This window comes from uncultured Shewanella sp. (assembly GCF_947501665.1).
Lineage (GTDB): Bacteria > Pseudomonadota > Gammaproteobacteria > Enterobacterales > Shewanellaceae > Shewanella.
In genome coordinates, this window is sequence record NZ_CANMWS010000022.1 from 64,327 (window position 1) to 89,653 (window position 25,327).

At 37.4% G+C, this 25,327-nt stretch carries 24 protein-coding genes and 2 pseudogenes; 14 read left to right on the forward strand and 12 right to left on the reverse strand.

Translation table 11 applies throughout. The features are described from left to right. Positions 1-51: 51 nt before the first annotated feature. Both Q0976_RS17045 and Q0976_RS17050 read right to left on the reverse strand, forming a co-directional pair. Positions 52-1,944 carry a TRAP transporter fused permease subunit gene (locus Q0976_RS17045; RefSeq protein WP_299495071.1) on the reverse strand — a complete coding sequence of 631 codons (1,893 nt, stop codon included), beginning with the start codon at positions 1,942-1,944 and terminating at the stop codon, positions 52-54. A gap of 359 nt (positions 1,945-2,303) precedes the next feature. Then, positions 2,304-3,239: a TAXI family TRAP transporter solute-binding subunit gene (locus Q0976_RS17050; protein WP_299495072.1), complete on the reverse strand. Its 936-nt coding sequence runs from the start codon at positions 3,237-3,239 to the stop codon at positions 2,304-2,306. Positions 3,240-3,585: 346 nt separating this feature from the next. Between Q0976_RS17050 and Q0976_RS17055 the strand changes: the two are divergent. Then, positions 3,586-3,838 (forward strand): annotated as a pseudogene (locus Q0976_RS17055) (transposase); the annotation flags it as partial. Positions 3,839-4,127: 289 nt separating this feature from the next. Then, positions 4,128-4,521 (forward strand): annotated as a pseudogene (locus Q0976_RS17060) (transposase); the annotation flags it as partial. A gap of 150 nt (positions 4,522-4,671) precedes the next feature. Here the strand turns inward: Q0976_RS17060 and Q0976_RS17065 are convergent. Beyond that, positions 4,672-4,833: a transposase gene (locus Q0976_RS17065; RefSeq protein WP_299495073.1), complete on the reverse strand. Its 162-nt coding sequence runs from the start codon at positions 4,831-4,833 to the stop codon at positions 4,672-4,674. Positions 4,834-5,248: 415 nt separating this feature from the next. Between Q0976_RS17065 and Q0976_RS17070 the strand changes: the two genes are divergently transcribed. The 3 genes from Q0976_RS17070 to Q0976_RS17080 all read left to right on the forward strand — a co-directional run bounded on the left by Q0976_RS17070 (position 5,249) and on the right by Q0976_RS17080 (position 8,139). Further along, the gene (locus Q0976_RS17070) at positions 5,249-5,935 is read left to right on the forward strand and encodes a hypothetical protein (RefSeq protein ID WP_299495074.1); all 687 of its coding nucleotides are present in this window, start codon (positions 5,249-5,251) and stop codon (positions 5,933-5,935) included. Positions 5,936-6,010: 75 nt separating this feature from the next. Next, positions 6,011-7,198 carry an ATP-grasp domain-containing protein gene (locus Q0976_RS17075; RefSeq protein ID WP_299495075.1) on the forward strand — a complete coding sequence of 396 codons (1,188 nt, stop codon included), beginning with the start codon at positions 6,011-6,013 and terminating at the stop codon, positions 7,196-7,198. Continuing rightward, complete coding sequence (locus tag Q0976_RS17080; RefSeq protein ID WP_299495076.1) at positions 7,195-8,139, forward strand: hypothetical protein; 945 nt, start codon at positions 7,195-7,197, stop codon at positions 8,137-8,139. Before Q0976_RS17075 ends, Q0976_RS17080 begins: the two co-directional genes overlap by 4 nt. A gap of 988 nt (positions 8,140-9,127) precedes the next feature. Here Q0976_RS17080 and Q0976_RS17085 read toward each other — a convergent pair. Further along, positions 9,128-9,703: a VOC family protein gene (locus Q0976_RS17085; protein ID WP_299495077.1), complete on the reverse strand. Its 576-nt coding sequence runs from the start codon at positions 9,701-9,703 to the stop codon at positions 9,128-9,130. A gap of 35 nt (positions 9,704-9,738) precedes the next feature. Beyond that, positions 9,739-10,233, reverse strand: a complete 495-nt coding sequence (locus Q0976_RS17090) for a L,D-transpeptidase family protein (RefSeq protein WP_299495078.1) — start codon at positions 10,231-10,233, stop codon at positions 9,739-9,741. A 297-nt stretch (positions 10,234-10,530) separates the two neighbouring features. Between Q0976_RS17090 and Q0976_RS17095 the strand changes: the two genes are divergently transcribed. Next, positions 10,531-11,364, forward strand: a complete 834-nt coding sequence (locus tag Q0976_RS17095; RefSeq protein ID WP_299495079.1) for an ion transporter — start codon at positions 10,531-10,533, stop codon at positions 11,362-11,364. A 25-nt stretch (positions 11,365-11,389) separates the two neighbouring features. After that, positions 11,390-12,913: an MATE family efflux transporter gene (locus Q0976_RS17100; protein ID WP_299495080.1), complete on the forward strand. Its 1,524-nt coding sequence runs from the start codon at positions 11,390-11,392 to the stop codon at positions 12,911-12,913. A gap of 611 nt (positions 12,914-13,524) precedes the next feature. Here Q0976_RS17100 and Q0976_RS17105 read toward each other — a convergent pair. Next, positions 13,525-13,734, reverse strand: a complete 210-nt coding sequence (locus tag Q0976_RS17105) for a DUF2986 domain-containing protein (protein ID WP_299495081.1) — start codon at positions 13,732-13,734, stop codon at positions 13,525-13,527. Between the two features lie 206 nt (positions 13,735-13,940). Here Q0976_RS17105 and yqfB point away from each other — a divergent pair, with 206 nt between their 5' ends. Further along, positions 13,941-14,261: a N(4)-acetylcytidine aminohydrolase gene (gene yqfB / locus Q0976_RS17110; protein WP_299495082.1), complete on the forward strand. Its 321-nt coding sequence runs from the start codon at positions 13,941-13,943 to the stop codon at positions 14,259-14,261. Positions 14,262-14,290: 29 nt separating this feature from the next. Here the strand turns inward: yqfB and Q0976_RS17115 are convergent, their stop codons facing one another. Beyond that, the gene (locus tag Q0976_RS17115) at positions 14,291-14,752 is read right to left on the reverse strand and encodes a hypothetical protein (protein WP_299495083.1); all 462 of its coding nucleotides are present in this window, start codon (positions 14,750-14,752) and stop codon (positions 14,291-14,293) included. Between the two features lie 197 nt (positions 14,753-14,949). Between Q0976_RS17115 and Q0976_RS17120 the strand changes: the two genes are divergently transcribed. Then, positions 14,950-15,300, forward strand: coding sequence for a rhodanese-like domain-containing protein (locus Q0976_RS17120; RefSeq protein ID WP_299495084.1), 351 nt, complete (start codon positions 14,950-14,952; stop codon positions 15,298-15,300). 855 nt (positions 15,301-16,155) lie between these two features. After that, a complete protein-coding gene (locus tag Q0976_RS17125) occupies positions 16,156-16,782 on the forward strand; it encodes a hypothetical protein (protein ID WP_299495085.1) in 627 nt (208 codons plus the stop codon). 55 nt (positions 16,783-16,837) lie between these two features. Here the strand turns inward: Q0976_RS17125 and Q0976_RS17130 are convergent, their stop codons facing one another. Continuing rightward, the gene (locus Q0976_RS17130; protein WP_299495086.1) at positions 16,838-18,142 is read right to left on the reverse strand and encodes an MFS transporter; all 1,305 of its coding nucleotides are present in this window, start codon (positions 18,140-18,142) and stop codon (positions 16,838-16,840) included. Between the two features lie 106 nt (positions 18,143-18,248). After that, positions 18,249-18,458 carry a DUF2798 domain-containing protein gene (locus Q0976_RS17135; RefSeq protein WP_299495087.1) on the reverse strand — a complete coding sequence of 70 codons (210 nt, stop codon included), beginning with the start codon at positions 18,456-18,458 and terminating at the stop codon, positions 18,249-18,251. A gap of 396 nt (positions 18,459-18,854) precedes the next feature. On the opposite strand from Q0976_RS17135, the gene Q0976_RS17140 reads away from it, so the two are divergent. The 3 genes from Q0976_RS17140 (at position 18,855) to Q0976_RS17150 (ending at position 22,139) form a co-directional block, all read left to right on the forward strand. Further along, a complete protein-coding gene (locus Q0976_RS17140) occupies positions 18,855-19,742 on the forward strand; it encodes a LysR family transcriptional regulator (RefSeq protein WP_299495088.1) in 888 nt (295 codons plus the stop codon). A 1,036-nt stretch (positions 19,743-20,778) separates the two neighbouring features. Beyond that, the gene (locus Q0976_RS17145; RefSeq protein WP_299495089.1) at positions 20,779-21,462 is read left to right on the forward strand and encodes an outer membrane beta-barrel protein; all 684 of its coding nucleotides are present in this window, start codon (positions 20,779-20,781) and stop codon (positions 21,460-21,462) included. Between the two features lie 68 nt (positions 21,463-21,530). Continuing rightward, positions 21,531-22,139 carry a CHRD domain-containing protein gene (locus Q0976_RS17150; RefSeq protein ID WP_299495090.1) on the forward strand — a complete coding sequence of 203 codons (609 nt, stop codon included), beginning with the start codon at positions 21,531-21,533 and terminating at the stop codon, positions 22,137-22,139. Between the two features lie 64 nt (positions 22,140-22,203). Here the strand turns inward: Q0976_RS17150 and Q0976_RS17155 are convergent, their stop codons facing one another. Continuing rightward, the gene (locus Q0976_RS17155) at positions 22,204-22,686 is read right to left on the reverse strand and encodes a hypothetical protein (protein ID WP_299495091.1); all 483 of its coding nucleotides are present in this window, start codon (positions 22,684-22,686) and stop codon (positions 22,204-22,206) included. Positions 22,687-22,907: 221 nt separating this feature from the next. Continuing rightward, a complete protein-coding gene (queF, locus tag Q0976_RS17160) occupies positions 22,908-23,768 on the reverse strand; it encodes an NADPH-dependent 7-cyano-7-deazaguanine reductase QueF (protein ID WP_299495092.1) in 861 nt (286 codons plus the stop codon). 59 nt (positions 23,769-23,827) lie between these two features. On the opposite strand from queF, the gene syd reads away from it, so the two are divergent. After that, entirely contained in the window at positions 23,828-24,496 is a 669-nt protein-coding gene (gene syd, locus Q0976_RS17165; RefSeq protein ID WP_299495093.1) for a SecY-interacting protein, read from the forward strand. A 31-nt stretch (positions 24,497-24,527) separates the two neighbouring features. Here the strand turns inward: syd and Q0976_RS17170 are convergent, their stop codons facing one another. Then, on the reverse strand, positions 24,528-25,301 hold the full coding sequence (locus tag Q0976_RS17170; protein WP_299495094.1) for a Zn-ribbon-containing protein: 774 nt from the start codon (positions 25,299-25,301) through the stop codon (positions 24,528-24,530). Between the last annotated feature and the right edge of the window lie 26 nt (positions 25,302-25,327).

Genomic DNA, 25,327 nt, shown 5'->3' on the forward strand with positions numbered 1-25,327 from the left:
ATTTATTTATTGTATGAGCATTAAAAATGGTGCTGATCCGTTCCTTTACCGTTATTTTGATTGGGCATTTTTGTAATGAAAAAAGTTTTGGATAAGTAAAATGCCGATGACAATGATCCCAATATTTCTGGGCATACCCTGAGTCAGTAAAAGGGTAAAATTTGCACTTAATAGTATTATTCGTTGCCAAATCAGTAATCGATGAAAAAAGACCCCTTCAATGGAGGCCGCAAAGCCGAGAATTAGCATGGTTGTGAGTAAGATAGCGTAAAGATATTGGCTAAGAGACACGTCACCATAAAAAATCAATCCTGAAAATGCCATCATCAATGGAATAAGGAAGAAACCTTGAGAGAGCTTAAAGGCTTGTATGGCAGACTTCATGGGTGAAGCTTTAGCTATCGCTGCACCAGCGAAGGCGGCGAGTGCGATAGGCGGGGTGACATTTGAGGTTTGTGATAACCAAAAAACAATCATATGAGCCGTAAGCAATCCAACGCCAAGATCAGTCAGTGAAGGAACAGCCATAATGGATAAGACAATATAGGCAGCAGTAACGGGTAATCCCATACCTAAGATGATGGCTGCTATGGCAATAAGTGCCAATACTGACCATAAGTATCCACCAGAAAGTACCATGAGAAATTGGGTAAATTGCAATCCAATACCCGTTTGTCCCACGACGCCGACAACAATACCTGCTGTACCACAAGCGACTGAGATAGGTAATGCTTGTAGGGCACCTTGCTTCATACCAGAGAAAAAGGTACTGATTGTAATACGGGTTGATTTTCGGCACATTGCAGAAATAATGACAGCGGCACAACCTGCAATACCCACCCAAACAGGTGAATAACTCAGTAAAAGTAAGCTGGTAATTAAAACTAACGGAATTAAAAAATGCCAGCCTTTAGCCATCACAGTTCGAATTTGCGCTATTTTATCCATGCCTTTGAGATCCAGCTTACAGGCCATTAAATGGACATAAAGCAAAGTACAACCGAAATATAAAATGGCTGGCGCAATGGAGACAAGTAAAATGTCACTGTAAGCAATTCCTGTGAATTGTGCCATGACAAAGGCCCCAGCGCCCATGACTGGAGGCATGATTTGTCCACCTGTTGAGGCTGATGCTTCAATGCCCGCCGCTTCTTCAGGTTTATATCCCAGCTTTTTCATCATAGGGATGGTTAATGCACCTGTGGTGACTGTATTGGCAATAGCTGAGCCTGAAATGGATCCCAGTGCCGCTGAGGCAATAACACTGGCTTTTGCTGGACCTCCTCGATACTTTCCTGCGATAGCAAATGCACAATCAATGAAGAATTGTCCAGCTCCGCAGACTTGTAGAAATGCACCAAATAACACGAAAATAAACACCACGCCTGCAGCGATGGCTAATGGCGTACCAAATACACCATTGGTTGAAAAAATATGAAAACGAATAATTTCTTCCAGTGAAAAGCTTTTACTGGCCACAACCGAAGGGAGCATGTCTCCAAACATGGCATAACCAAGGAAGAAAATCGCAATCCCAACCATTACCATGCCAACGGTACGGCGTGTGGCTTCAAGTAGTAAGAGGATTAATAGTCCTCCGGCGATCCTATCTTGTAGATTAAGCCCGTTAAATAAAAAGCTCAAGTCATCATAATCAAAAGAGATAATTGTCCAACCACTGTAAATTACGGTTGCAATTAAACCAAGATCGATTAATCGAGCTATTGGGTATAAACGGGGAGAGGTTTCATGTTTTATAGCAGGATAGACCAAAAATACCAGCACTAACACCCAAGTGAGATGGATGGGTCGAAAGCTGGTGGCAGGCAAGTCGGCGGTGAGTCCTTGCCAGAGTTGAAAAGCGGAAAGTAAAATGGCTATGAGACTGGCAAGTTGCACTAATTTATCGGTTAAAAAGCGGCCAGATAATAAAGGGTTGGACATACTTATCTCCATTTGTGGCAGATGCATTTTATTCTGAAAATAAATGAAGCATGCTGATGGTATCATTACTCTCAATAAATAAGAGGGGACGCTTAATGTCAGGTTCCCCTCCTGTTTAGATCATGTTTTTGTCATAAAAAGCGTCTTTAATTTCCTTAGGGGTTGTTGACCTTTAGCGATGATGATTGCTGTAAAAAGGCTGTTTGTCAGTTCAGTCTAAACGTGTTGTCCCCTTTACTGTAGACCGCTTCATTAAAGAAAAAGGGTTTAGATGGCCTGGCTATACTCACTGTGACACGATGAAAACACGTTTAGTTTGGACATCAGTTAATCATAAAAAAAACAATAACTCTTAAGTGCTATTTGAAGGTTTTATGCTCATCGAAATATTTTTGTGAACCCGGATGTAAAGGCACCCCAGCTAATTCATCCATATTATCAACTGTGGTGGAGTGAGTGACATGAATGGCACTGCGTAATGTCTCTATGTGTTCAAAAGCAACTTTGGTCATTTGATAGGCTAAGTCATCATTGAGGTTTTTATTTACGACTAACACATTCCACACAGCAGGCACAGTAAATGAACCGACATTATTATAACTTCCTGCTGCTGCATTGTAGGGATAATAAGCAGGGTTAACATTTGAAATTTGTTCAAGTTGCTGTTTAGTAAAAGATAGAATTCGAATTTCTCGTGTTAAGGATAATTCGGTGATAGTCCCAATCCCTAAGCTGCCAACAATGACGCCAGCATCAATTTGTCCATTGGCTAATGCGCGAGTCGTGGCACTAAAATTGAGGGCTTGGCTATCAAGGTCGCTTTTTTTAATTCCTAATATACGTAAAATATTTAAGGCACTGATCCGAGTTCCCGATCCCGGAGCCCCTAAAGATACTCGCTTTCCTTTTAAATCTTCGATGTTGTGAATATCTGAATTAGCGGGCACGATAAATTGGACTAAGTTAGGATAGAGTGCAAATAAAACCGATACATCCATTTTTTTGGGGAAAGGTTTGGTACCTTCATAAGCTTGCTCTATGACATTTCCCATACTTATCCCTATCAGTTCACGGCCAGATGCGACTTTAACAATGTTTTCTACTGAGGCTGAAGTGACTTCTGCTCGCATGTCGAAGTTAGGGATATTTTCAGTCCAGATTTTGGCAAGCATACCGCCCAGAGGGTAATAAGTGCCACTTTGACTTCCTGTACCGATAGTATGGGTTTCTGCCGCTGCATGAAAAGAGAAGGTCAGTGTTAAAATTAATGCAATATATTTAGTCAGCGCTATCATAGGAATAACTCCATGAGAGATTGTTTTTATAATAATTGTTAATGTATAAGCCTTTTGTGTATATCAGTCAATGAATGTACAGCCTAGAGACATTGAATTGGGTAAAAAAAGAGAGAGGTAATGTAAAGTTAAGGTGTTTTTTTTATGATTACTCAATGATAATTATAGCTAAATCTTAAAGGCTCATGATGGATTTTAGGCGAGGCATTGTTGGTGTTTCATTTATGATAAATTTGAAAGAATATGTGTTTAATAACGGGATTTTAATTTTTCATTGATGTTAGGGGCTGTTAATTTTGGTCTAAGAAGCTGCTCATGATCTTATTTTTGCTTCATAAATAGACTGATAAGAAAGACCTACCCCAGCGATATCAGCCGAGAACAATTTGAGCTTATTCGTCCCGTTCTTGAAAGTGCTCACAAAACAACCAAAACCCGTACTGTCGATCTTTACGAGGTGTTTTGTGCTGTGTTCTATTTTCTTAAAGTGGCTGCCAGTGACGTATGCTCCCCAAGAACTTCCCTAAAGGAAAACAACATACTCTTATTTCCTGTAATGGAGTGAGTCTCAGGAAGATGGCCAGCCTAGCTTACTTGAGTAGGCTTTAAAAAAATCAGGTCGCAGCACACAGGGCTAAATAACCTGAGCTTGGGATAAGCAGCGCCGCTTAATAGCGCTATTTTGCCCCTATCTATGTTGTGTTTTCTGCTAATAGCTCACTATTAGGCACGAAATCCTGTCTTGATATAGACAAAAATAGCGGTATTTAGCCAAATCAAACAATAAAGAATAGCTGGACTGATTTTAATCTATTGACTTTAAATGGATTATCAATGTTCTTTGACACTCATTATCCAGAGTTCAGGTTAAATAGGGCGAGAGGAAAAACGCGTTTTCTTATCGTCGATGCTCAAAGTGTAGAATACTGCCGATGCATTGAATAAAGGCTACGATGTCGAAAATAAAGTATCAAGAATTAAGCGACATATCACTGTTGATACAAACGGCTTGCCTCATGCCATTGCCGTTACGACAGCAGAGGTAAACGATAGAGCTGGAGCCAAAGAAGCATGCAAACACCACAAGTCAGCGCTGTCATCTGTTGAATCAGTCTTGGTTGATGGCAGCTATACTGGTGAGCCTTTTGCTAATACAACTAAAGAGCTTTTGGAAGCAACGGTACAGGTAGCCAAAAGAAATGAGCTCCATATTTTTGAATTAAGCACCAGTCTTCAATTTATACATTGTGCCTTCTTGGCTCTCTTATTGAGGAGATCATGAACAGCCTCAAGATAGCCAAGACTTGCTGTATCATACCAAACTGGAAAATTAACTGATCAACTTTGCCCAGTCTCTTGAACACATTTTCGTGATCTTTGCCGCACTCTCGGTAAAGCTATTCCAAGCATGACAAACACTATCGACAATATCCTAGTAATTTTTGAACACTCTATTGGCGAGACAATGCTGACGCATCCAATTCCATACTTGTTCGATTGAATTAAGTTTAGGCCAATAGGGTGGTAATTTGATAATGCAATTATTCTTAAATTCATCTGCAATGTCTTCAATATGCCAACCTGTGCCATCCATGATCCCGCCCTACCGTTTAGATAACATGCTGGATATTTAGATTATATTGTTGATATAGAATATTGAACGCCCTCTAGTATATTTCGAATTCAACTTACTTAAACAATTATATGACTCTTATCTATTAATTACATATTCTTGTTAACTTAAAATTCGGGTTTATTAATTTTTTATTGTATATGTTTAAATTATTAACCTAGAAATGTGATAATTTGTAATTATTCATTTTTTAAAATTCGGTAGATTTAAGCTTCCATTAAAAAGATTTTATAGGTAGTTAAATCAATATATTAATATATTTTCTCAGTTATTTTTCTTTCTTTTCAAGATATCATCATTGATAAAATACTTTCAAATTTATTATCGTATAGTATAAAGTTTTAGACTATTCAACTTTATACTGTAACTTATTATTATGTTTAATATTGACAAGCATAGGTACAACTATTTTTATAATTTTTATACTGTTATAGAACAACTAATACCAGAACGTATCTGTGATAATTTAGCAGAGTCTATAAATTTAGAAATTACTAAAGGTTCTATTCCTTTTGTTGATCATAGCGGCCTAGGAAATAATGCTGTGTCTGATTTTGGTGGCCAATATTTTCATCATATTTTTAAAGGTGAAGATGTTAGGCAATATTTGCCTGAGCTTAATGCTATCTATCATGCTATTTTACCTATAGTAAGCATGATCACTTGCACTGACACGATTGTTTCTCCATATCAGCATTCAGATATTAATATTAAAGCGTATCCTGCTGGAGGAGGAACGCTGGGGCTGCATTATGATACTAACGGTATTACGGTTCTGTTGTCGTTAACTGAGAACAAAGAAGCCCCATTAAGAGTTCAGATCCCTCGTTCTCACCCAAGTCGAGAGAAAAATTGGATTGAACATAAAAAAGTCTACGCGAAAAAAGGTGCCTTACTTATAATGCAGGGTAGAAAAGTACTTCATGATTCTGAGCCTACCTTCTCTGAGCAAAAACTTTCTGTGATTTTCAACTATTACGAGAGCCATGATACTTATCGGCATGAAGATTTTGATGACTTTGTCTATTTTGGTGTTCCACCCAAAGAGTTAAACACAGATTAGTTAACGATTCTAATACTATAAATTGTATTCAATTCACCAGCATGTCATTGGCTGTCACTATTGGTAATAAACAAGATGAATAAAACACTACTTATTATTGATCCTCTGCATTCAAATGCTTATTTTTACAATAAAATGAAGAATCGAAATATAAGAACAATTGCTATATTTTCTAATCTCGACAATATTATGCCATTTAATCGCCCTGGAAAAAACTTGTTCGATCGGCAAATATGTATTGAGAATGAAGATGTTGATGCAGTTATCGATAAGATTGGAGAAAAAATTGATTTTGTCCTCAATGGTTCGGATCAGCATCTCAACTTATGTGAAAAAATATCTAAAAAAATAACACCTAGTCTATCCAATGATCCCCAAACTTCTCACTATAGAAATGATAAATTCAGTCAGCAGGAGTTAATGAAAAAAAATAATTTCAATAGTATAGAACAAATATTAGTGGATATGTCTGACTTAGAGGTCATTGATTTTAGTCGACTTTCTTATCCTGTTTTTGCCAAACCCTCTAATGGGGGAGGATCAATCGGAATATTTAAAGCTGATGATCCCGTTGAACTAAAAGAAAAATTAGAAAGTGCACCCCAAATAGTGAATTTTGATCCGATTACACATTACTTGGTACAAGAGTATATCAATGGGGACGAAATTATTATTGACGCTTTTTCTCATGCTGGAAATCATCACATTGGACATATTTATACCTATACAAAATCTACTTATAAAAATGTGCCTATCTATAGAACCATGTCTACAATAACTCACCGAGAGATGTTAGAGAAAGCGTCAGAATTTACACGTAAAGTGCTAGATTGTTGCCTAGTTGGAAATGGATTTTCTCATATTGAATTGTTCTATGTTAGAGAGACCGAGCAATTTTATCTGATAGAACTTAATCCTCGAATCAGTGGCGCATCTGGTGTGCCAAACATTATGGCAGAAAGCGTTAACTTAAATACGCAGCCCGATATGCTAAGTGACTTTCTTTTTAGTGGAAAAGTAGAAGATAAACCTGTCTCGAACCCGATGGGTTTTGCTAGCAGTGTATTGATGTATAACCATCAGGAGGTTAACTTAGAAAGCATGGCTAGCGTTACTCAGTTGATTGAACTATCGGTTCAAAAACTTGATGTTGAGCGAGCACCTGATCTCACAGATCTACGTAAGATAGTAGTACTTGCTCATGACCAAGAAAATATTCTGAAAAGAAATGAGCAAAATATCATAGAAATGGATATCATATGACCAAATATAAATATACCTTTGCCTATATCCTGCTCAATGCTATATCGGCCGTTGTGATTACCTTTGTGGGGCATACCATTAGCGTAGAGGTCATGATTGCGTTAAGCAGTTTATATGCGCTACTTTTCTTCCATTGTCTTAATATTGGCAACTTTGTTGTTATGTATAAAAAAGTGCTGACGAACTTTAAGCTGTGTAGTTTGATGATTTCAATCTTTGGCTTGATGTGGTGGGTTTGTTTTCTTATTCCTGTCTATTATACACCAGCCATTCTTATGTTTTATGCCACTGCAATTCCTTCACTGCTTGGGCTTTTTTTTACTTTCAAGGCAAAAAAGCAAAGACAGGCTCAAATGGGCTTTTTTGCGATTTTATTGCTTATCATTGGATTTTATGTCGCCCTTAGCCAGTCAGAAACACTAACCTCGATGGCTTTGCTATTATTGCTCACTTTGACCGCTGGTATCACGATGTATATCTATTCGAGATTGTCACAATCGATGAATGAAATAGGATTCAAACCCAGTGAAATTCTAGCTATCAGGTTTACACTACTGACTTTTTTTGCTTTTGTGTATATATTCAAAAGTGGTGCGCTTTTCTCCATTTCAGGCCGTGATGCCATCTTTAGCTTGTTGGTCAGTATTATGAGTCTAATTATACCTATCTACTTTTCTCAGATATCTATATCAAAAGTAGGTGCCAATGATCATTCTATATTGATAGGGTTTACGCCTTTTTTCTGTTTCATCACAGAAGCTATTTATTATAAAGCAACCTATAACCACTCGGTGCCAGTACATGTTGACGGCTATTTTTCAATTGCTCTGGTGATAGTACTAGTGATTTATAGCGTTAAGAACGTCAGCTCTCAGAAAGCATCAATGGGTCTAAGAACACAAGCGGTAAAAAACGACAATATAAACAATCTAAGAGATTGATATTCAATTCCACTTTTTAGTGGTTTCATACTCTGCAAACTCTCCAGCGTTATCCAAAGTCATGGTGTGAACATTGTCTTTATAAGGCTTTATAGTTAAATCAATATAAAATGACATACTCAGCGGGAAAGAAAAGCGTTTTAGGCTAGAGGGGGTTGATCTTTGATGATAATTTCTACAGCCGTTTATGGGGTATTTATACAAGTCAGAGCTTGTGCAGTGTCGTTATTCTCGGCTTTGGTTCCAAACGTCGCTCTATCTTCCTCATCCATGGGGTAGTACATAAAAAATTGATAATGCTGTAAAAAGGCACCACACTCGCTGTTCTGATGATCCGCTAAACGTGTTTTACTCTTTGTTGGGAGCCCCTCGGTTTAAAGAAAGGGCTTAGATCACTAGGCATCACTCCTCCCGCCGAGATTAAAACACGTTTGTCTGAATATAATTTAATCACACAAGATCAATAGCCCCTAGCCGAATTGTTGAAGACATAGGGATTCTACCAAGAGACAAATCAACAACGCATCAATCGTTTTTTAAAACAGCCTTTCAGGCACGTCAGTTGAGTAACACTTCTTTGTTGCATGACTTCGAAAGGGACCCACATTTTATCATTAATGCGCCTCGAATTACTGCTCGCTCAGAGCACTATCATTTAATATTGATTTAGCTATATTATCCCCGAACTGATGTCAATGAATATGGAGTATTGACTGGGAACCGGAATATTTATGACTTGCTTGTTCATTGCGATTTCCGCCCAAAGCAAAGTGAATTGTTTTAATTCTTGTTTATATTGGGTCACAATTATTGCTTTGACCTTCTTGATTAAAAAAAGGAAACTGAAAAGAGTTGATTGTGCTCACTCTGGCGTGGCTAAAATACGTTGAATCTGGATGTAATTTAACCACAAAAAAGCAATCGTCTCTATTATTGGATATACCGACTCTAGGGTAATGTTCCCCTTTATATTGTTCCTTATGCAGGTTTAAGCTTCACTTTCTGAGCTGATGATAGTGTGAATATGGTGGGGGTGTATTTTTATACAAACATTATTCTTTTTAAAGGCGATAGTGGGATTAGCTAGTCGTTCTTTTTCGCCTTTTGGTGAGCTCATTTTGACTTGAATCGCTGTTTGGTTGGCAATAACCGGGGCTAAAGTCGGAATGGCTTGCTGTAGTTCATGACTGAGTGTTTGGCAGTCTTTCGCATGGGAAGGAAAGACTAATTCTATATGCTCCCAGCCTTCTATTGGATACCGTTTATGGCTGGGAAAAGGCAGTTCTAAATAGTCAATGATTAAGTGATTAAGTTGAAGTGATTGATTGAGTTTTATGATTAAAATCGGGCGGCCGTTAATCATGTTCTCGGAGATGATTTTACCGTATTCATGGACATGGGTTTTGAGCTGATTGGCAAGGGACAGCTGGTTAACGCGAATGGCAACATGATCGCAGATTAGTGAGTGAGAAGTGAGGCCCAGCTCTTCCATAAAAGCATCGATATTGGCACAAAAAGTAGGCCAAGAATCCAGTAAAAGTGAAAAAGGTGTTTTTGAAACCATGATGTTAAGTGCCTGCTATTTGCTAGTATGAAGTGTTATGGGTGGATGACTATTGGCGTGCCTTCATCGAGTAATTGCCAGAGTTCATCGATATCCTTATTGGTAAGGGCGATGCAGCCATCGGTCCAATTAAACTTTTGTCTCTTAGAAACGGGAATAGTGGAATTAGGATCTTGTCCATGGATCATAATTTGTCCGCCAGGATCAAGTCCATTGATTCTTGAGTGGCGTAAATCTTCTGCATTGGGGTAAGAAATATGGATTGCACGATAATAAGCGCTGTCTGTTTTCTTATAATCTAAGGTATAACGACCTTCAGGCGTGCGTTTGTCACCTCTTGCTCGTTTTGGCCCAATAGGGTTACGTCCTAATGCGATATGAAATTGTTTGAGTAATTTACCCTTTTGAAAAACGGATAACTCTAATTTAGATTTAGTTACAATGACTAAGTCGGCTTTATTGGGAGAACGGGCGTGTGCTGATAATGAGATGAGAAATAATCCAATAAAAACATAAAAACGAAACGCCATAAATTCTGCCCAATAAGGATGCTCTCAAAGTGAACTCATTATACTCAAAGCCAGTAAAATTACGAGTTTCCGTGAGATGAGTTGAATACTGCGTATTTTGCGGCGGTCATTTTTTGAAATAAAAACCTCAAAGTTCAACAGCCTCTACTACAAATAAATCATAGTCTATTTTTAAATGATTGATGCCCAGCTGAACCCTGCATCTTCAAGTATCACAGGTAATTAAGTGGATAAAATCCATTGTGATGTTGGATTTTTTGTTAGTATGACTGTCTATTCAGCGGAGATGATATTGCTATGCCAAAAGAGCGAGAGAAGACATTGGATTTGAGGTTAAGCTTAAGACGGATCATTTTTGGTACGGAAACACCACAAGGTCGTTATTTTGATATTTGTTTAATCATTTGTATAACGTTGAGTGTGCTCTTAGTGTTTTTAGATACCATAGTATCAATTCATGGTGCCTACGGTAATCTGATTATTAAGTTAGAATGGTTTTTTACGATTTTGTTTACCATTGAGTATTTTACTCGGTTGTACTGCTCTGCCAATCGATGGCAATATGCCAAAAGTTTCTACGGTGTGGTAGATTTATTATCCATTTTACCCAGTTACTTAATTTTATTTTTCCCTGGTGCAAATTTCGCAATGGTTATTCGAGTATTGCGCTTATTTAGAGTGTTCAGAGTGCTGAAATTGCTGCGTTATCTCAGTGAAGGCAATGTCCTTTTACAAGCGTTAACGCAATCTTCTCGCAAAGTGATTATGTTTTTCTTTTCGGTGAGCCTAATTGTGGTTGTATTAGGCTCTGTGATGTATGCAGTAGAAGGGCCAGATAACGGGTTTACATCGATCCCTAAATCTATCTATTGGACCATAGTGACCATCACGACAGTGGGGTATGGTGATATTACGCCTGTAACAGAGTTGGGGCAAGGTATCGCCGCACTGACGATGTTAATAGGTTATTCGATTATTGCCATTCCCACAGGGATTATTTCTGCTGAGATATCTCAAGAAATGCGCCGAAATAGGGATTTAAGGCGTTGCAGTAATTGCTTGAAATCTGGACATGATACGGACGCAGGTTTTTGTAATCAATGCGGTAATGAATTACAAGATGTTGTTTAACAATAATACTGAAAAAAGGAAGTGTATGGCAACGGCTAAGTTTGTACAGGGATCGATTTTACAACACATTCTAGTGATGAGTTCAACAGCTGCAGTTGGAATTTCAGCATTATTTGTCGTTGATTTACTCGATATGTTTTTTTTGAGCCTGCTGGGCGAAATAGAGTTAGCAGCTGCGGTAGGTTATGCAGGAACGATTTCATTTTTTACCACAGCAATCGGTATTGGATTATCCATTTCTCTTGGGGCGTTAGTTTCACGTTCGATTGGGGCTAAAAAGGTAGAAAAAGCAAAACGATTATTAGTAAACAGTGCTGTGGTGACTGCCATTGTCAGTGTGCTGGTGGCAATCATTGTGATGATTTTTATTCCTCAATTATTAGCATTGATTGGCGCGAAAGGGCGCACTGCAGAACTGGCGGCTGATTATTTATATATTTTAGTTCCCTCCTTGCCCATTATTTGTTTAGCCATGTCTTTTGGCGCCGCTTTGCGTGCAGTAGGTGATGCAAAACTGTCTATGGTATCCACGCTTGTGGGGGGGGGAGTGAATGCCGTTTTAGATCCCATTTTTATTTTTGCTTTAGCAATGAATATCGAGGGAGCAGCCATTGCTTCGGTATTGGCTCGTCTAGCCGTTTTAATCGTTTCTGGTCATGGGATCATTGTTAAACATAAACTTGTTGCTCGTTTTACCTTACATGAATTTAAGACCGATCTGAAGCCCATTTTTAGCATAGCCGGTCCCGCAATGTTAACCAACGTAGCGACGCCCATTGGTAATGGTGTGATCACACATACTATTGCTGATTTTGGTGATGGTTATGTAGCAGGTTGGGCCGTGATAGGTCGATTAATTCCTGTATCATTTGGGATGATTTTTGCTTTATCTGGCGCGATAGGGCCCATCGTTGGACAAAATTATGGTGCTTTATCTTTCATGCGAGTCAAAGAGACATTGACGAAAGCATTACAGTTTTGCGCGGTGTACGTATTGGGTGTCTCTCTTTTACTCCTAGTATTAAGACATGAGATTATCTCTTTATTTGATATGAAAGGTGATGCAGCAGATATTATTGACTTTTTCTGTCAGTATATGGCTATCTTTTTTGTTTTTTCCGGGGCTTTATTTGTTGCTAATGCGTCTTTTAATAATTTAGGAAAAGCAAAATATTCAACGGTCTTAAACTTGGGTAAAGCGACCTTAGGCACCATGCCTTTTGTTTATTTTGGTGCGAAGTGGGGGGGGATCCAAGGTGTGCTAATAGGTCAAGCATTAGGCTCAATTGCATTTGGCATTATAGGCATTTGGATTGCTTATCGCTTAGTTGATAAAGTCCATCTTGCTCATCAAACAGCTTCAACGGAGCAAGAAACCCTAGTTTATATTGAAGCGTCTAAGCTGAAAGAAGAAGCTGATTTTTGTGCCACTAGCCAAAATCCCTTATCGTCATCTTGTGCTCAGATGGCACAATTGACAGAAGAGCATGATTTTGATGGTAGTATCGATCTTATTAGTATTAAAGATGATACCAATCTAAGTAAATAAGTGATCATTCAGCGAGAATTAAAAATACGGTAGGCAAGGTCGTTAATTGCTCCTGCTTTAACTGACATTTCCACCATCCATGGCGGTCGCGGCAGTTTGACGCTAATCAACCTGAACTCGGGTTAAGCAGCGCCGTTAAATATCGCCATTTTGGCCCCTATCTGCGTTGTGCTTTCTACTAATAGCGAGCTATTAGGCACGACCCCCCGCCTTGATATCGACAAAAATATCGGCATTTAGTAAAAAGGAAAATAAATAAAAACAAGTAATAAGATTATGTAATTGATTTTAAAGGTATATCTTACACTCATTAACCTGAGTTCAGGTTAATCATTATTCTATATCGAAAAACAGACAACGCAGTATAACGTATTTTAAAACCCGCACAGAGTGAGTCACTCAGGCATTTCACTTCTGTGTTGTATTAATTTGAAAGGAAATGAGCCTTCCTGCATTAATGTGCCTTGAATTGAAAAGCCTGAGTGGCTCTGAACTGATCATTTACTTAGATTGGTATGAGAGGGATTTGAAATAAAATAAATCATGATATGTGCTAATTTAACGGTAATCAATATGACCTGAAATTCAGCTCAGGTCCTATTTTGGGGGATTTACTTTTCTGTTTGGGCGACTGTTTCATCTGCTGGTATCACAGCAGGATCATTCGCTTGGCTGTCGTTGGCTTCTTTTTCTAGCAATGCTTGATTAGCTGCACGTTCTGCTTTGGAAACATATTTTTTGATAGTCGGCGGCGTATGTTTATTGAGTTTGGCTTTAGCACGTTTTGCCGTTTTTTTAATGATCTTTTGTTTTCTATTCATAATCTTTTTTATCTAATACTGCATTCACTTAATACTAATTTTACCTCAAAGTGCTTATTGTCGCTATAGTGGTGTTGTTTACTGGATCTGTTGATTTTACAAATGTGAGGTTAATGGACCGTTTGACTGACAATAATAGTACTAACTGATTATACTTTATTGTTTTATTATAGTATCTTATGTGGACTTAATAGGATGAGTATAAAATGAAAGAATTAATCAGTTGTATTTCTTTTTTTGAACGATTTGAAGCCGATATTTTAGCGCAGCGAAAAACCATTACCTTGCGAGATGAGACTGAGTCACACTTTATTTCAGGACAAGAGTTAAGTGTTTATACTTTTGAATCAAAAAGAAAATTTTGCAATATTCATATTGAAAATGTCACAACCGTTGCCTTTGATGCACTTGACCAAAGTCACGCACAACAAGAAAATATGACATTAACGCAGTTGAAAGAACTCATCCAAGAGATTTACCCTGGGATCCGTGAGCTTTTTCTTATTGAATTTAGGTTGGTAAAATAATTTAGGTTTTTTATATTGAGCTTTTCATTTTAAATGGAAGCTTCTTCCGAGCCAAAGGTTTGTTTATCGAGTAAATTGGCACCTTCTAAACATTCGCCTCTTATCATTCCACGCTCATTTTCAATAAGCCTGTAGAGTTCAATATAACCTGTACGGCAAAAACGGGTCATTTCAAGTGTTTTTTGCAGGCCCAGTTCTGTTTGCTGGGTTAGCAGCTCAAGGGATGTTTCATTTTGTTTCCTTCGTATTTTTGAAGGTAATTGAGTGTTAGATTTGCTGTTCTTTTTCATTAAACCATCTAATCGTGTGGAGGAATGATTATCTATTGAAGGGAAAAATACTCGATACGTAAATAGTTTTAAACCATTATCTGCAATTGAAGTGGTAAATGAATCAGAGATTTTTCCTGAAAAATCTTGGGCATTGATGGGTTTATTACTGCAAGAAAATAGGCAAGGGAGAAAGAATAGTATTATGGGGAATTTATTCATTTTTTCCTTAGTCCTTAGTTTGCAACGTGGATTAACTGCAAGAAACATCTTAAACTAAGTATATATTATTTAAGTATATTTATACTAGTTTATTTCTTATTGATAAAGTGGATTTGTGAAGGCTTTTTATTTTGTGTTAGCGTTAACAGTAGAATGACACTTAAAATCGAGTGATGAATAAGGTGGAAGGAGAAGAGATGATCAAAACAGCGGATGTATTAATCGATGAAGCTAAACTACAAATAAGTTGTCTTGATATTGCTTCAGCAAAGGCACTACATGAACGTTCAGAAGCCAAGGTTATTTTAGATGTAAGAGAAAGTGATGCAGCTAAAAAGATGGCATTGAATGATTCTTTGAACATACCAAGGGGGTTAATTGAAATGAAAATGCCAGCATTATATACAGATCCTAGCACACTAATTTTAGTGCATTGCGCTGGAGGGGGGCGAGCAACGTTAGCGGCATTATCATTACAAAAAATGGGGTACAGTAATGTGCATGCCATTGTTGCTAAATTTGATGATATAAAAGCTGCTTTTGATTGATTTTATAGTTTAAGTCGTAAAGACGTTTATGCCTATTGTGTCCACTTTAAATCGCATGTGGGCACTAATGCAAATTGTTAAAATCACAGTGAACAATAGAGGATATGATAGATGTTCAGGTGGGGCGAAAAATAAGAGATACTGCCTAGATGATTTGTTGGCATGTATTGATAAATGTTAAATAGAAAAGTACGAGTGATTAAAATCAGTGGTTCATAATAATGGGTGAGAAAATGATTTATCCAGAAGATCATTAATGATCTGGTTTAACCATGTTTATTTTATTTGAAGGAATCATGTTTCAGTGTATTTATTTTTTAAGGGGAGAGAAACTGTATTCACTACTCTATTTATTATTATAAACGATTGTCAACAACAGAAATAAACAATGAAATTGACAACTCATCGTCTGTTTAGGTGATTATGATAATACTGTAAAATAAATCAAAGTAATTGATTGGTACTATATTGTTATATTGCAACGTAAAGTTAAGTCATTTAAATTTTATTAGCATAAATAATTGTGTATTTATATCTGATTTAAAATAAAAAATTAATATATAAGGCATTAATTTTTTTTAATAATCTGTTTTATAATTCACTGATTATTTGTTTTGTTTTTTTGTAACTTTATGTAATTATTGATTTTAAATTTATTATTAATGATTTCTAAATACTTTAGTATCAAGCCGTTAGACTTTAGTCTTATGTATTTTAATTCTGTGTTCCTTAATATTAGTCAAAGCTTATTTTCTGAACTGTTTTTTATGATAGTTAAAGAAGTGAAAGTCGCGATTTTGATTACGTTGAGTTTAGTTTTTTTTGATTAATAAAATAATTATAAGGGTATTATTTATGTCGACTGAGATTGATGGAACATCAAGGGATGATTATAATTTTTTTGGTTTGAAAATTGTTGCTGAATGCACTTTGGTTTATACCTATGGCAGTTATACATCACTGACTTTGGGGAATTTTAATGATGTTAAAGTCTCTGGTTCTGTTTCAGCTACATTGGGATTAAAGTTTGAACTTAATGCTGCAGCAAAATTCAGTATTGACTTAAATCTTACTAGTTATTCATTATCTCGAACCTTACTAGAAGGGAAATCTTCAAAAGTGGCTTTTGAACAAACAAAAGTATTGGGTTCAGTCACTAAAGTGGTCGCCGAAGAAGCAAAAGCCAAGTTATCAGATTTAACAGCGCTTCAACTTAAAGTGGGCGTAGTAGAAACGGATTTAGAATCAAAAACAACAGCGATAAAAACAACGGCGACTGAACTGGCGTCAAAAGTGACTAAAATTGGAACAACGGTGACTGCTGTTGAGACAAAAACCACTGCAATTGATGATATTGTGACGCGTATGGAGACTGCAGAAGCAAAAATCTCGGATGCTGGTGTTTATTTAGCGAATCATGAGGCTGCACTCGCTTCTGCTGATATCACAATTAATGATAGTGGTGTTAATATTTTAGGCTAGGTTGTGCTGTGTAAAATATAGCTTCCATATTTCAAATCTCGAATTGAAAAAAGGGCTAGCTTTTGATATTAAGTTTGATAGCACTGACTATGGCTTTGTTTATAATGCCCACTCTTAAATAGAGGCTTGTTACCATTCCAATCAAAGCGCAGCACATAAGCAGTGAAAATAGGTATTGGTAACCTTCTATACCAGAATAAGTATCCAGTAAATACCCTGCAATTGGTGCAAAGAAAACATCGGGAGTAAAACCAATAACAGATATTAAGCCGATGGTGATCCCTGTTTGATGATGAGAAACTTTATTTTCTTCTAACAGTGCAAAATAAATAGCTCGAACGGCAAATACAGTGATGAAGGTCATTATGAGAGTTAAATAGATAAGTGTCATATTCAATGTTAAAGGAGAGGCCATAGTCAATACCAAATAACTCAGTGCCATGATAGTGAAACTGATAGAGATGACTCTACTTGCTGAAAAGCGGTCGGCAAGATAGCCCGCCGTCACAGCGGCAACGGGACGTAAATAAGCCGATATTGCAGTAAAACTAGCAGCATCCAATGGATCAAGGTTAAGAATATCAACAGCATATATACTATAATAATCAATTCCTTTATATCCACAATATGCACTCACAACAATGGCAGTTTGTAGCCAAATGGACTGTTGCTTAAAAATATTGAGATGCTGCAAAATTTGAGGACGTTGTGTCATTGAACCTGAAGCTTTAATCTCGGGCAGCAGTAACCAGATGAAACTTGCACTAAGGGCCGTTATAAAGGTATAGAAATAAATCACTTTTTTAAAAGCAATGGTTTGTTCTTGAAGGCTAGATTGAGCAAGCGTATTTGGGAGTAACTGGCTTAATAGGAAAACGGCAAGTGATGCAGTAATGGCTGCGATTAGCCCTCGACCACCGTCAAGTAAACCAAATGCGCGCCCTTGAGTTGATTCATCACCCCATTCACGAGTGGCTTTTAGCATTGCAGCCCAAAAAAGAAAAATGGATGTCATGCCCCAATAACCATAAAGTAAAATAAGCATGTTTGCATTTGGAATTTGTGCAAGATAGAGTCCGCCGAGACTGGTGCTTAAAAGAGAAATAATGAGCAACTTTTTAGCTGAAATATAATCGGCGATTGCACCGCCCGGAAAGTAGGCTAACATGGCAACAATGCCATAGATGGCGTAAATTTTACCGAGTTCACTATTTGAGAGGGCAAAGACTTCTAAAAATGTCGGTCTAAAAAAACGTGCGATATGAAAAGGCAATGCAAAAATAATCTCACCAGCAAAAATGAGTGCAAAAAGAGATAAGTACTTAGTGAATGTGTTTCTCTGAGCTGTTTTTTTCATCATTAGTCGGCAGTCCTTTGAAACATATCATATTACGACACTTCGCAATGACTGAATACTGTAATTGAGTAAAATAGTCGAAATGGAATAGCAAAAGGATCCTATATGTTTATTGAGATAGTTTCACTGAGAGCTTGTGAATTTCAGGTCCGACAAAAAAAGCGATTATAGCGGCGACAGGCCAAGCCAGAGTGAAGGCATTAAACCACTTTAAATGAAATTCACTACTCCAACCTAAGTTGATCCAAGTCACCCAAAATGTCATAAGAATTGACAGTAATAGAGACATAATAACGGCGAAAATAATACGCTGTTTCATTGTTTAACTCCTTTATTTAAGTTTGAATAGATTTTATTTATTGGATCAGCATGGGCGTAATGGGTGGATAAAAAAGTATTTGTCACTACCCAAGATAAGTATTATTGGGGAAATGGCATCTGATGATGACGTTCAAGTGAATCAATATGCTGCAAAATTGATTCACTCGATGCCGCCTTGTTCCAAAGTCGTGAGCGCTTGTAATACGAGTACAATGGGTTTTATCGTCTCGAAGCTGTGCTTTTGAATGGTTGTTAAGCCCGCTGAAATCCTTAGTGAGGTCATCAATATCCCTTATCGTGTTATGTTATTGAGATAGTCAGTATATGTAAATGCACATTTTATAGATAGATTGATATAATCAATATTAAATTCCATAAATGAAATCATAACGGTATGTTTGATGACATCGCTTTGTTTGTTCATATTGTCCGTTGTCGCAGTCTTGCTCATGCAGCGAAAGAGCTGAATATACCTGCTGCAACCTTAACAAGACGCTTGCAAAAATTAGAACAAACCTTGGCTTGCCAGCTTATTCATCGTTCAGCAAGGCAATTTGTGCTGACTCAAGAAGGGGAAACGTATTACCAAGCTTATGCAGATCTTGTTGAACAATTTGAAGTGACTAAACATAATTTGTCGACACAACAATCTGACATGAGTGGTAAACTTAAGGTATTGGCACCGACAAACATCTCGATTGGTTTTTTACAGCCAATGTGGTCGGGTTTTATTGAGCAGCATTCAGAGCTGCAACTAGAATTGCAGTTAAATAATCAAGTTGAAGATTTATTATCATCTCAGGCGGATTTGGCTCTTCGAATAGGCCCTCAAGTGGATTCGAGTTTATATCAACAGAAACTGGGATCTGTGCCTACCGTCATGGTAGCGTCCCAAGCATATCGTCAGGCTCATGGATTGCCTGAGACTTTGGAAGATTTATTTGCGCATCAATTGATTGGCCATACACATAGTATAATGTGGCAATTGACGAATAAAATAACAGAAAAAAAGCAAGTGATGTACCCTAAATTTAGAAGTACGAGTAATGATATTAGCTTGCTGACTCAGTTTGTGTGCGATGGTTTAGGAATTGCATTATTACCGATGAGCCAAGTGAATACACAAATTAATCATGGTGTGTTAGAGCATATTTTACCCCAATGGCAAGGGCCTCCACGCGATCTGTTTGTGGTATGGCCAAGTGGACGGTTATTAAGTGTTAAGGCTAAGTGTTTACGGGACTATATGAAAGAGTTTATTGGCCAAACTCTCCGGCTATAAAGTGTCTTTGGCTCACTATGTCAGTCAGAGACACTTTTGGAGGGGGCATTTCACTCAATGAGCACGATATCACCATCGACTTCTCCCTCCCCAATATGCATATGCTGAGCCGGGTTTGCTATTGAATGGTATCGATAATTGCTGCCGTCAGAGTGATTTGGTCCATGAGTTTAGTGTTATCTGATATACCACTTAAGAGGGGGTCACTGATATCGGTAAAATCAAGGCACTGATTGGGATAGAGTCACATTTCCCAATGTTCATTATAAGCTCTTTGTACAAATCCAGAGGTGATGATAATTGATATATGACTATAAACGTTTAAAGAGATGGTTTGGGTGGTGAAGTTACTATTGCTATTGGTTCTTCGACTGTTTAAAGGTGTTTTTAAATGAAGTAATGACTATTTTACTCATGTACTCATAATTGGGATCATGCTCATTGAGTTTTTTAGTTAACCCGAGTTCAGATTAGTTAACGAATGTCGTTGATAGTGCTGTTATTTCGATTAATGAAACGTATTTCCATATCACTAGTATCAACATTGTGATTATTTAATATCATGACATAATTTGAACAGTTTAACATGATGATTTTTTTATGCTGATGTCAGACATTTTGACTCATGAATTGTAGTTATTACTGATATAACTTTTCAATAAATCAACTTGTGATAAGAGTAAATGGGAGGGGTATTATCATAAATATCAGTATTAGCTTAAATTAAAATGTATTTTTCAATACGAAAAATTGACGTAATTATTAACTCTGATTATTAATAATAAAATAAAAAATTAAGGTTTAAGGTGGTAAGTAAACCTTAGTTATAATACTTATTGATAATAATAACGTCAAAAAATACTTAATAGCGATTGTTGGATAGATGAAAGTATAATTTTAATACATTTGATGAGCATCTTTTGTGTTATTTAAAAGATTGATTATATGTTGTTTAATCGGGGAGGGAATTTAAATAATGATAAGTGAAACTACTGATTAAACTTCTTAGATTGAATAGGGATAAAGGGGATAGTGAATGAATGCTTTAAAAGTATTGTTGTTAGCGTCAAGTTGTTTGGCGGCTTGTGCTTTTTCGAGTATAGCCATAGCAGATCATCATAAACGCCATTCAGGAAGAATGTCTGAGCAAGGTATTTATGCTCAATTGTCAGTTGGTGCAAACTTTCAATCAAATCAAGATGTTTATTATAATGGTGATGTCACTGTTAGGGGGATTGGGGGCGGATTACAGATAGAATATGATCCAGGATTAAACTTTGGTGGTGCGGTAGGGTATCAAGCTCATGAATGGCGAGGGGCTTTTAGCATTGATCATTACAATAATGATATGAAAACGTCCCAAACTGGCTCTTCATCGCTATCAACAACCAAAAGTAGTGCAACCGCTTATTTAGGCAATATTTATTATGACTGGAAAATAAAACAGTTGCCGATTAAGCCTTTTATTGGTGTTGGAATAGGATTGATTGGTGTCAATATGGACATCAGTAATTATGTTTCACAAGATGATTATGTGATGGCCTATCAATTTACTATGGGTTTTAGTTATGATATTAACCCCAAGCTTAAATTGAGCTTTGAATATAAACACCTTAATTCAAATGAATTAAGTTATGAGATAGAAGATGATAGCGGTTATAAAGATTTTATGTATTATCAAATTAATAGTTTTGGCGTAAATATGAGTTACCGTTTTTAAAATAGTCGATGAAGTAGTCATAATTATATTGGCGTTAATATAAAATTTAATGAATAATTCAAGGAATAATGATGATACGAAAAAAATATTTGTCAATTATGCTGACCTCCATTTTGGCTTTTTTAACCTGCATCTGGGGGACAGGCCTTAATGCCGAAGAACATAAAAGAGGTGAAGCAGACGGTAAGGCAGGGCAAGATAATTTTAAAGTGTATAAAGTGGATTTATCAACCCAATTACAAGGCAAATTGAGTAATAAACCAGTAAGCGCTGAAACCCCCAAAGATGCTAGTGGTTTCGCCGTGGTGACACATGATATAAAGCAAGCAACATTGGCATTTTATATTGGTTATAGTGGATTATCTGGTGATGGATTAATCATGGCTCACTTTCATTCAGTTGATACAAATGGTAATCCAATTATTCAGACCATTTGTGGTAAGCCTATAAAGCCAGGCTTAATTCCAGATTGGCCTAAAAATCCCGTCGATAAAAATCAGCGAGCGTTAAGTGGTGATTGTCCAGTTGGAAACAGTGGTTATCTTGAGGGGCGGTGGGAAAATGTTGATTCGAGTTACCTTGAGATGCTAACGTCAGGAAAAATGAACATGAACTTACATACTCAATTGAATCCGAAAGGTGAAGTGGATGGGTATGTGTTGCCGCTAAGCCAATAAACAGCAATAGAAGCTGAGTATCGCTTGTCTCTTTATTTTGATGAGACAAGCGAGTAGTCATTGGCTATTCAAGCTCCTTTTTTACTTTAGCGAGTGCGGCTTGAATGTCTTTTTGTCTTCCTGCATCAGCTAGGGGACGGGAAGGCCGAGCGGGTGCATTGCGGGCTTTTTTTAAATAGCCTTGAGCTTGAGCATACTCATCCTCTTCCATTAAATATTGGGCATAAAAATAGTTACTATCAATCCCTTTGGGGTTAGCGTCAAGACCTTTTTTAAGTAAATCTTTGGCTTTATCATTATCGCCAAAACCGATTGGCCAACCGGGCACACGCAGATATAGCATGCCTAAGCTTGTATAAGCTGAACCTTTTAATGCCGAAGGGTCTAATGAAAGGGCTTTTTCAAAATCAGCTTTGGCAGATTTGGCGTATTTCAATGCACCTATTCCTCCAGTAATGCCTGCATAAGTCGAATAAATGATCCCGCGCCAAATATGTACCCCAGCATTATCTGAATAGGTTTGTATATCTTTATCTGCTTTATTCATTAGCTGAACGAAGGCACTTTCTTGTGTTGTTGATCAAACCTCTATACGATTTGTTCAACAATGCCATGTTTATTTATGCGATAGGATGATGGAATAAAAATAGGAGTGGATCGAGGATCGGGTGAAATTTTCTTTTAAAAGTAAGTAAAATTGTCCTGGTGAGGTTAAATTATCATCAATAGAGGTCTGTCTATTGATGATAATGAATATTGGTTCTTAAACTATTGTCTGGCCACTCTATGATTATCTGAGGGGGTTTCAAAATCACTGCGATATGGGTTGATATCTAAGCCGCCTCGGCGAGTATATCGAGCATAAACGGTTAATTTAGTGCAGCGACAAAAGCGTTTTAAGTCGACGAAAATACGCTCGACGCATTGTTCGTGAAACTCATTATGCTCTCGAAAAGAAATTAAGTAGCGTAATAACTTTTCTCGGTTAATTTTAGGGCCTTGATAACGGATCATAACACTGCCCCAATCAGGTTGACTGGTGATTAAGCAATTTGATTTTAATAAATTAGAACTCAGCGTTTCTGCTACTATGGTTTTATCATCGGTACTGTTTTGTAAATATTGGGGATTAAAGTCATAGTTATCCACTTCGATATCTAAATTGTCAATATAAGTACCTGGAAGATCGATTATTCGCTGATTCGAAAAATGTCTTGGTTCAATGATATTGACATCGACGTTATGTTTGGCGCAATCGCTAAGGTCTCGAATTAATGTATTTTTAACGCTGGCAAGATTGTCAAAGCGAGTTTGGTTAAAACTGTTTAGATACAATTTAAAGGATTTTGACTCAATAAGGTTATCGCTATCAAAAGGCACTGAAAACTCAGCAATGGCAACCATAGGTTTACCTTTGGCATTGAGCCAAGATAATTCATAGCCTGTCCAGATATCACTGCCATGAAAAGGTAAGCTATCCGCACTGAGTGCAATGGCGTCACGATTCAATTTTCTAGGCACACCTTGAAGCAGATCAGGGTTGTATTTAGATTGGTATTCGCTGGTTTTACCAAGTGAAAGCTCTGAAAGTTCATGAGCGTCACCATAGGGATCATGATCTTGTGTCATCAATACAATTTCCGTGTCAAAATAGGCCACCATTATAACTGATTTTGGAATTATCCTCAGTGTCTTCTTTACCCGCATTAACAAATTTTTTAAAAACCTACCAAGAGGCCTATCAAGCCCAATATAATGAGTTTCCTCGTTTCTTTGCCAAGGGTGAGTATTCTGCTTGTATTGTGAATGAAACAGAGTTAGATGAAGATGTGCCTGTTCAATGGGTTAGTGTAACTAGAGAAGATATTGGTGAGTTTGACAATGTTGCTAATGCATTAGAGATTACTTTGCATCAAGATATCACAAGGTTTTATGGGCACTATTTTTCAGGACCATTAATGTTTGATTCTCCATGGGGAATGGGTGAAGTTTTACAGGTCTGGAACCAAAATGACTTTGAATGTTTACAGCAAAATATCATTGGTCATCTAATGATGAAGAAAAAGTTAAAACAACCCCTAACCTGGTTTATTGGCGTGATGGATGACAATGACACTATGATCACTGTTAATAATGAAGAGGGCAGTGTGTGGATAGAAAAGCCAGGTGACGTGCAGTCCATTCATTTAGCGAATAGTGTGAATGATTTTTTGAGTCAATTAACCCCAAAAGTTATGCCAGCGAAAACTTATCATGAATTGGAAGAGTCCCTTGCTGGTGCAACCGAACACCCGGGTATTTGGCTGCGTCTTAAAATCATGTATCAGAACTTACGCGATATGTTTAAAGGTCGTTAAGTATAAGTTTTTAATCGATTAGTTAAATTGGTTACAAATGATCCCAAGAGATATTTGACACTATACGGCAGTTATCACATTTAAAGTGAAACAGATCCAATAAAGGCACATCGACTCGCCAATGAGGATTACCACAGTGTGGACAAGGCCGATTCATTTCATCTGCTAAACTCTCGCCACCGACACGATATAAGTAATAGTAAGTCGGTACTTGAGTAAGATATTCAATGCGTCCACGTATGTCCCAACCTCGTCTAAACAGATCGCTCTGTGGTTGGGTGAGTTCGTGTAATGCAGAGAATTCAGCTTTGCAACCTGCTGCCATTTGTAATTCATCGCAGGCTTGCCATTCAGTTTGCCAGCGGATAATTCGTTTATGATCGCCATTAAAAGTGGCTGGAATATGATATAGGGGAATGGGTTGTAGGGTATCACCGCTTCGAAGAGGCGAGCACATATGCACGTAGCTTGTATAAATAATTTGCCAAGAAGGGATCTCTGTGCAACTGACTTCAGAATTGATATCTTGACCGATATATTTCTCTCTTGGGGCCAATAGTTTTGCTTCTGTGAGGGAAGATAAAGCCTGTTTAACCCAAGTACTATGATATTTATGACTGAGACTGTGTTTTTCAGGCATTAATAATCTGACTTTAAATTCTCCTTCGTTAAAAGCAACGGCAAATTCTCTGCCCAATATTTGTCCGTTAGCACGTAATGCTTCAAGTAAGTGATTGATGGCTTTTTCTGCCGCAGTGAGAGTCGTGTCGGCAAAGCATTCAAACCTAAGTTCCATTACTTGCATGGGGGCATATTTCCTGTTGAGTATTG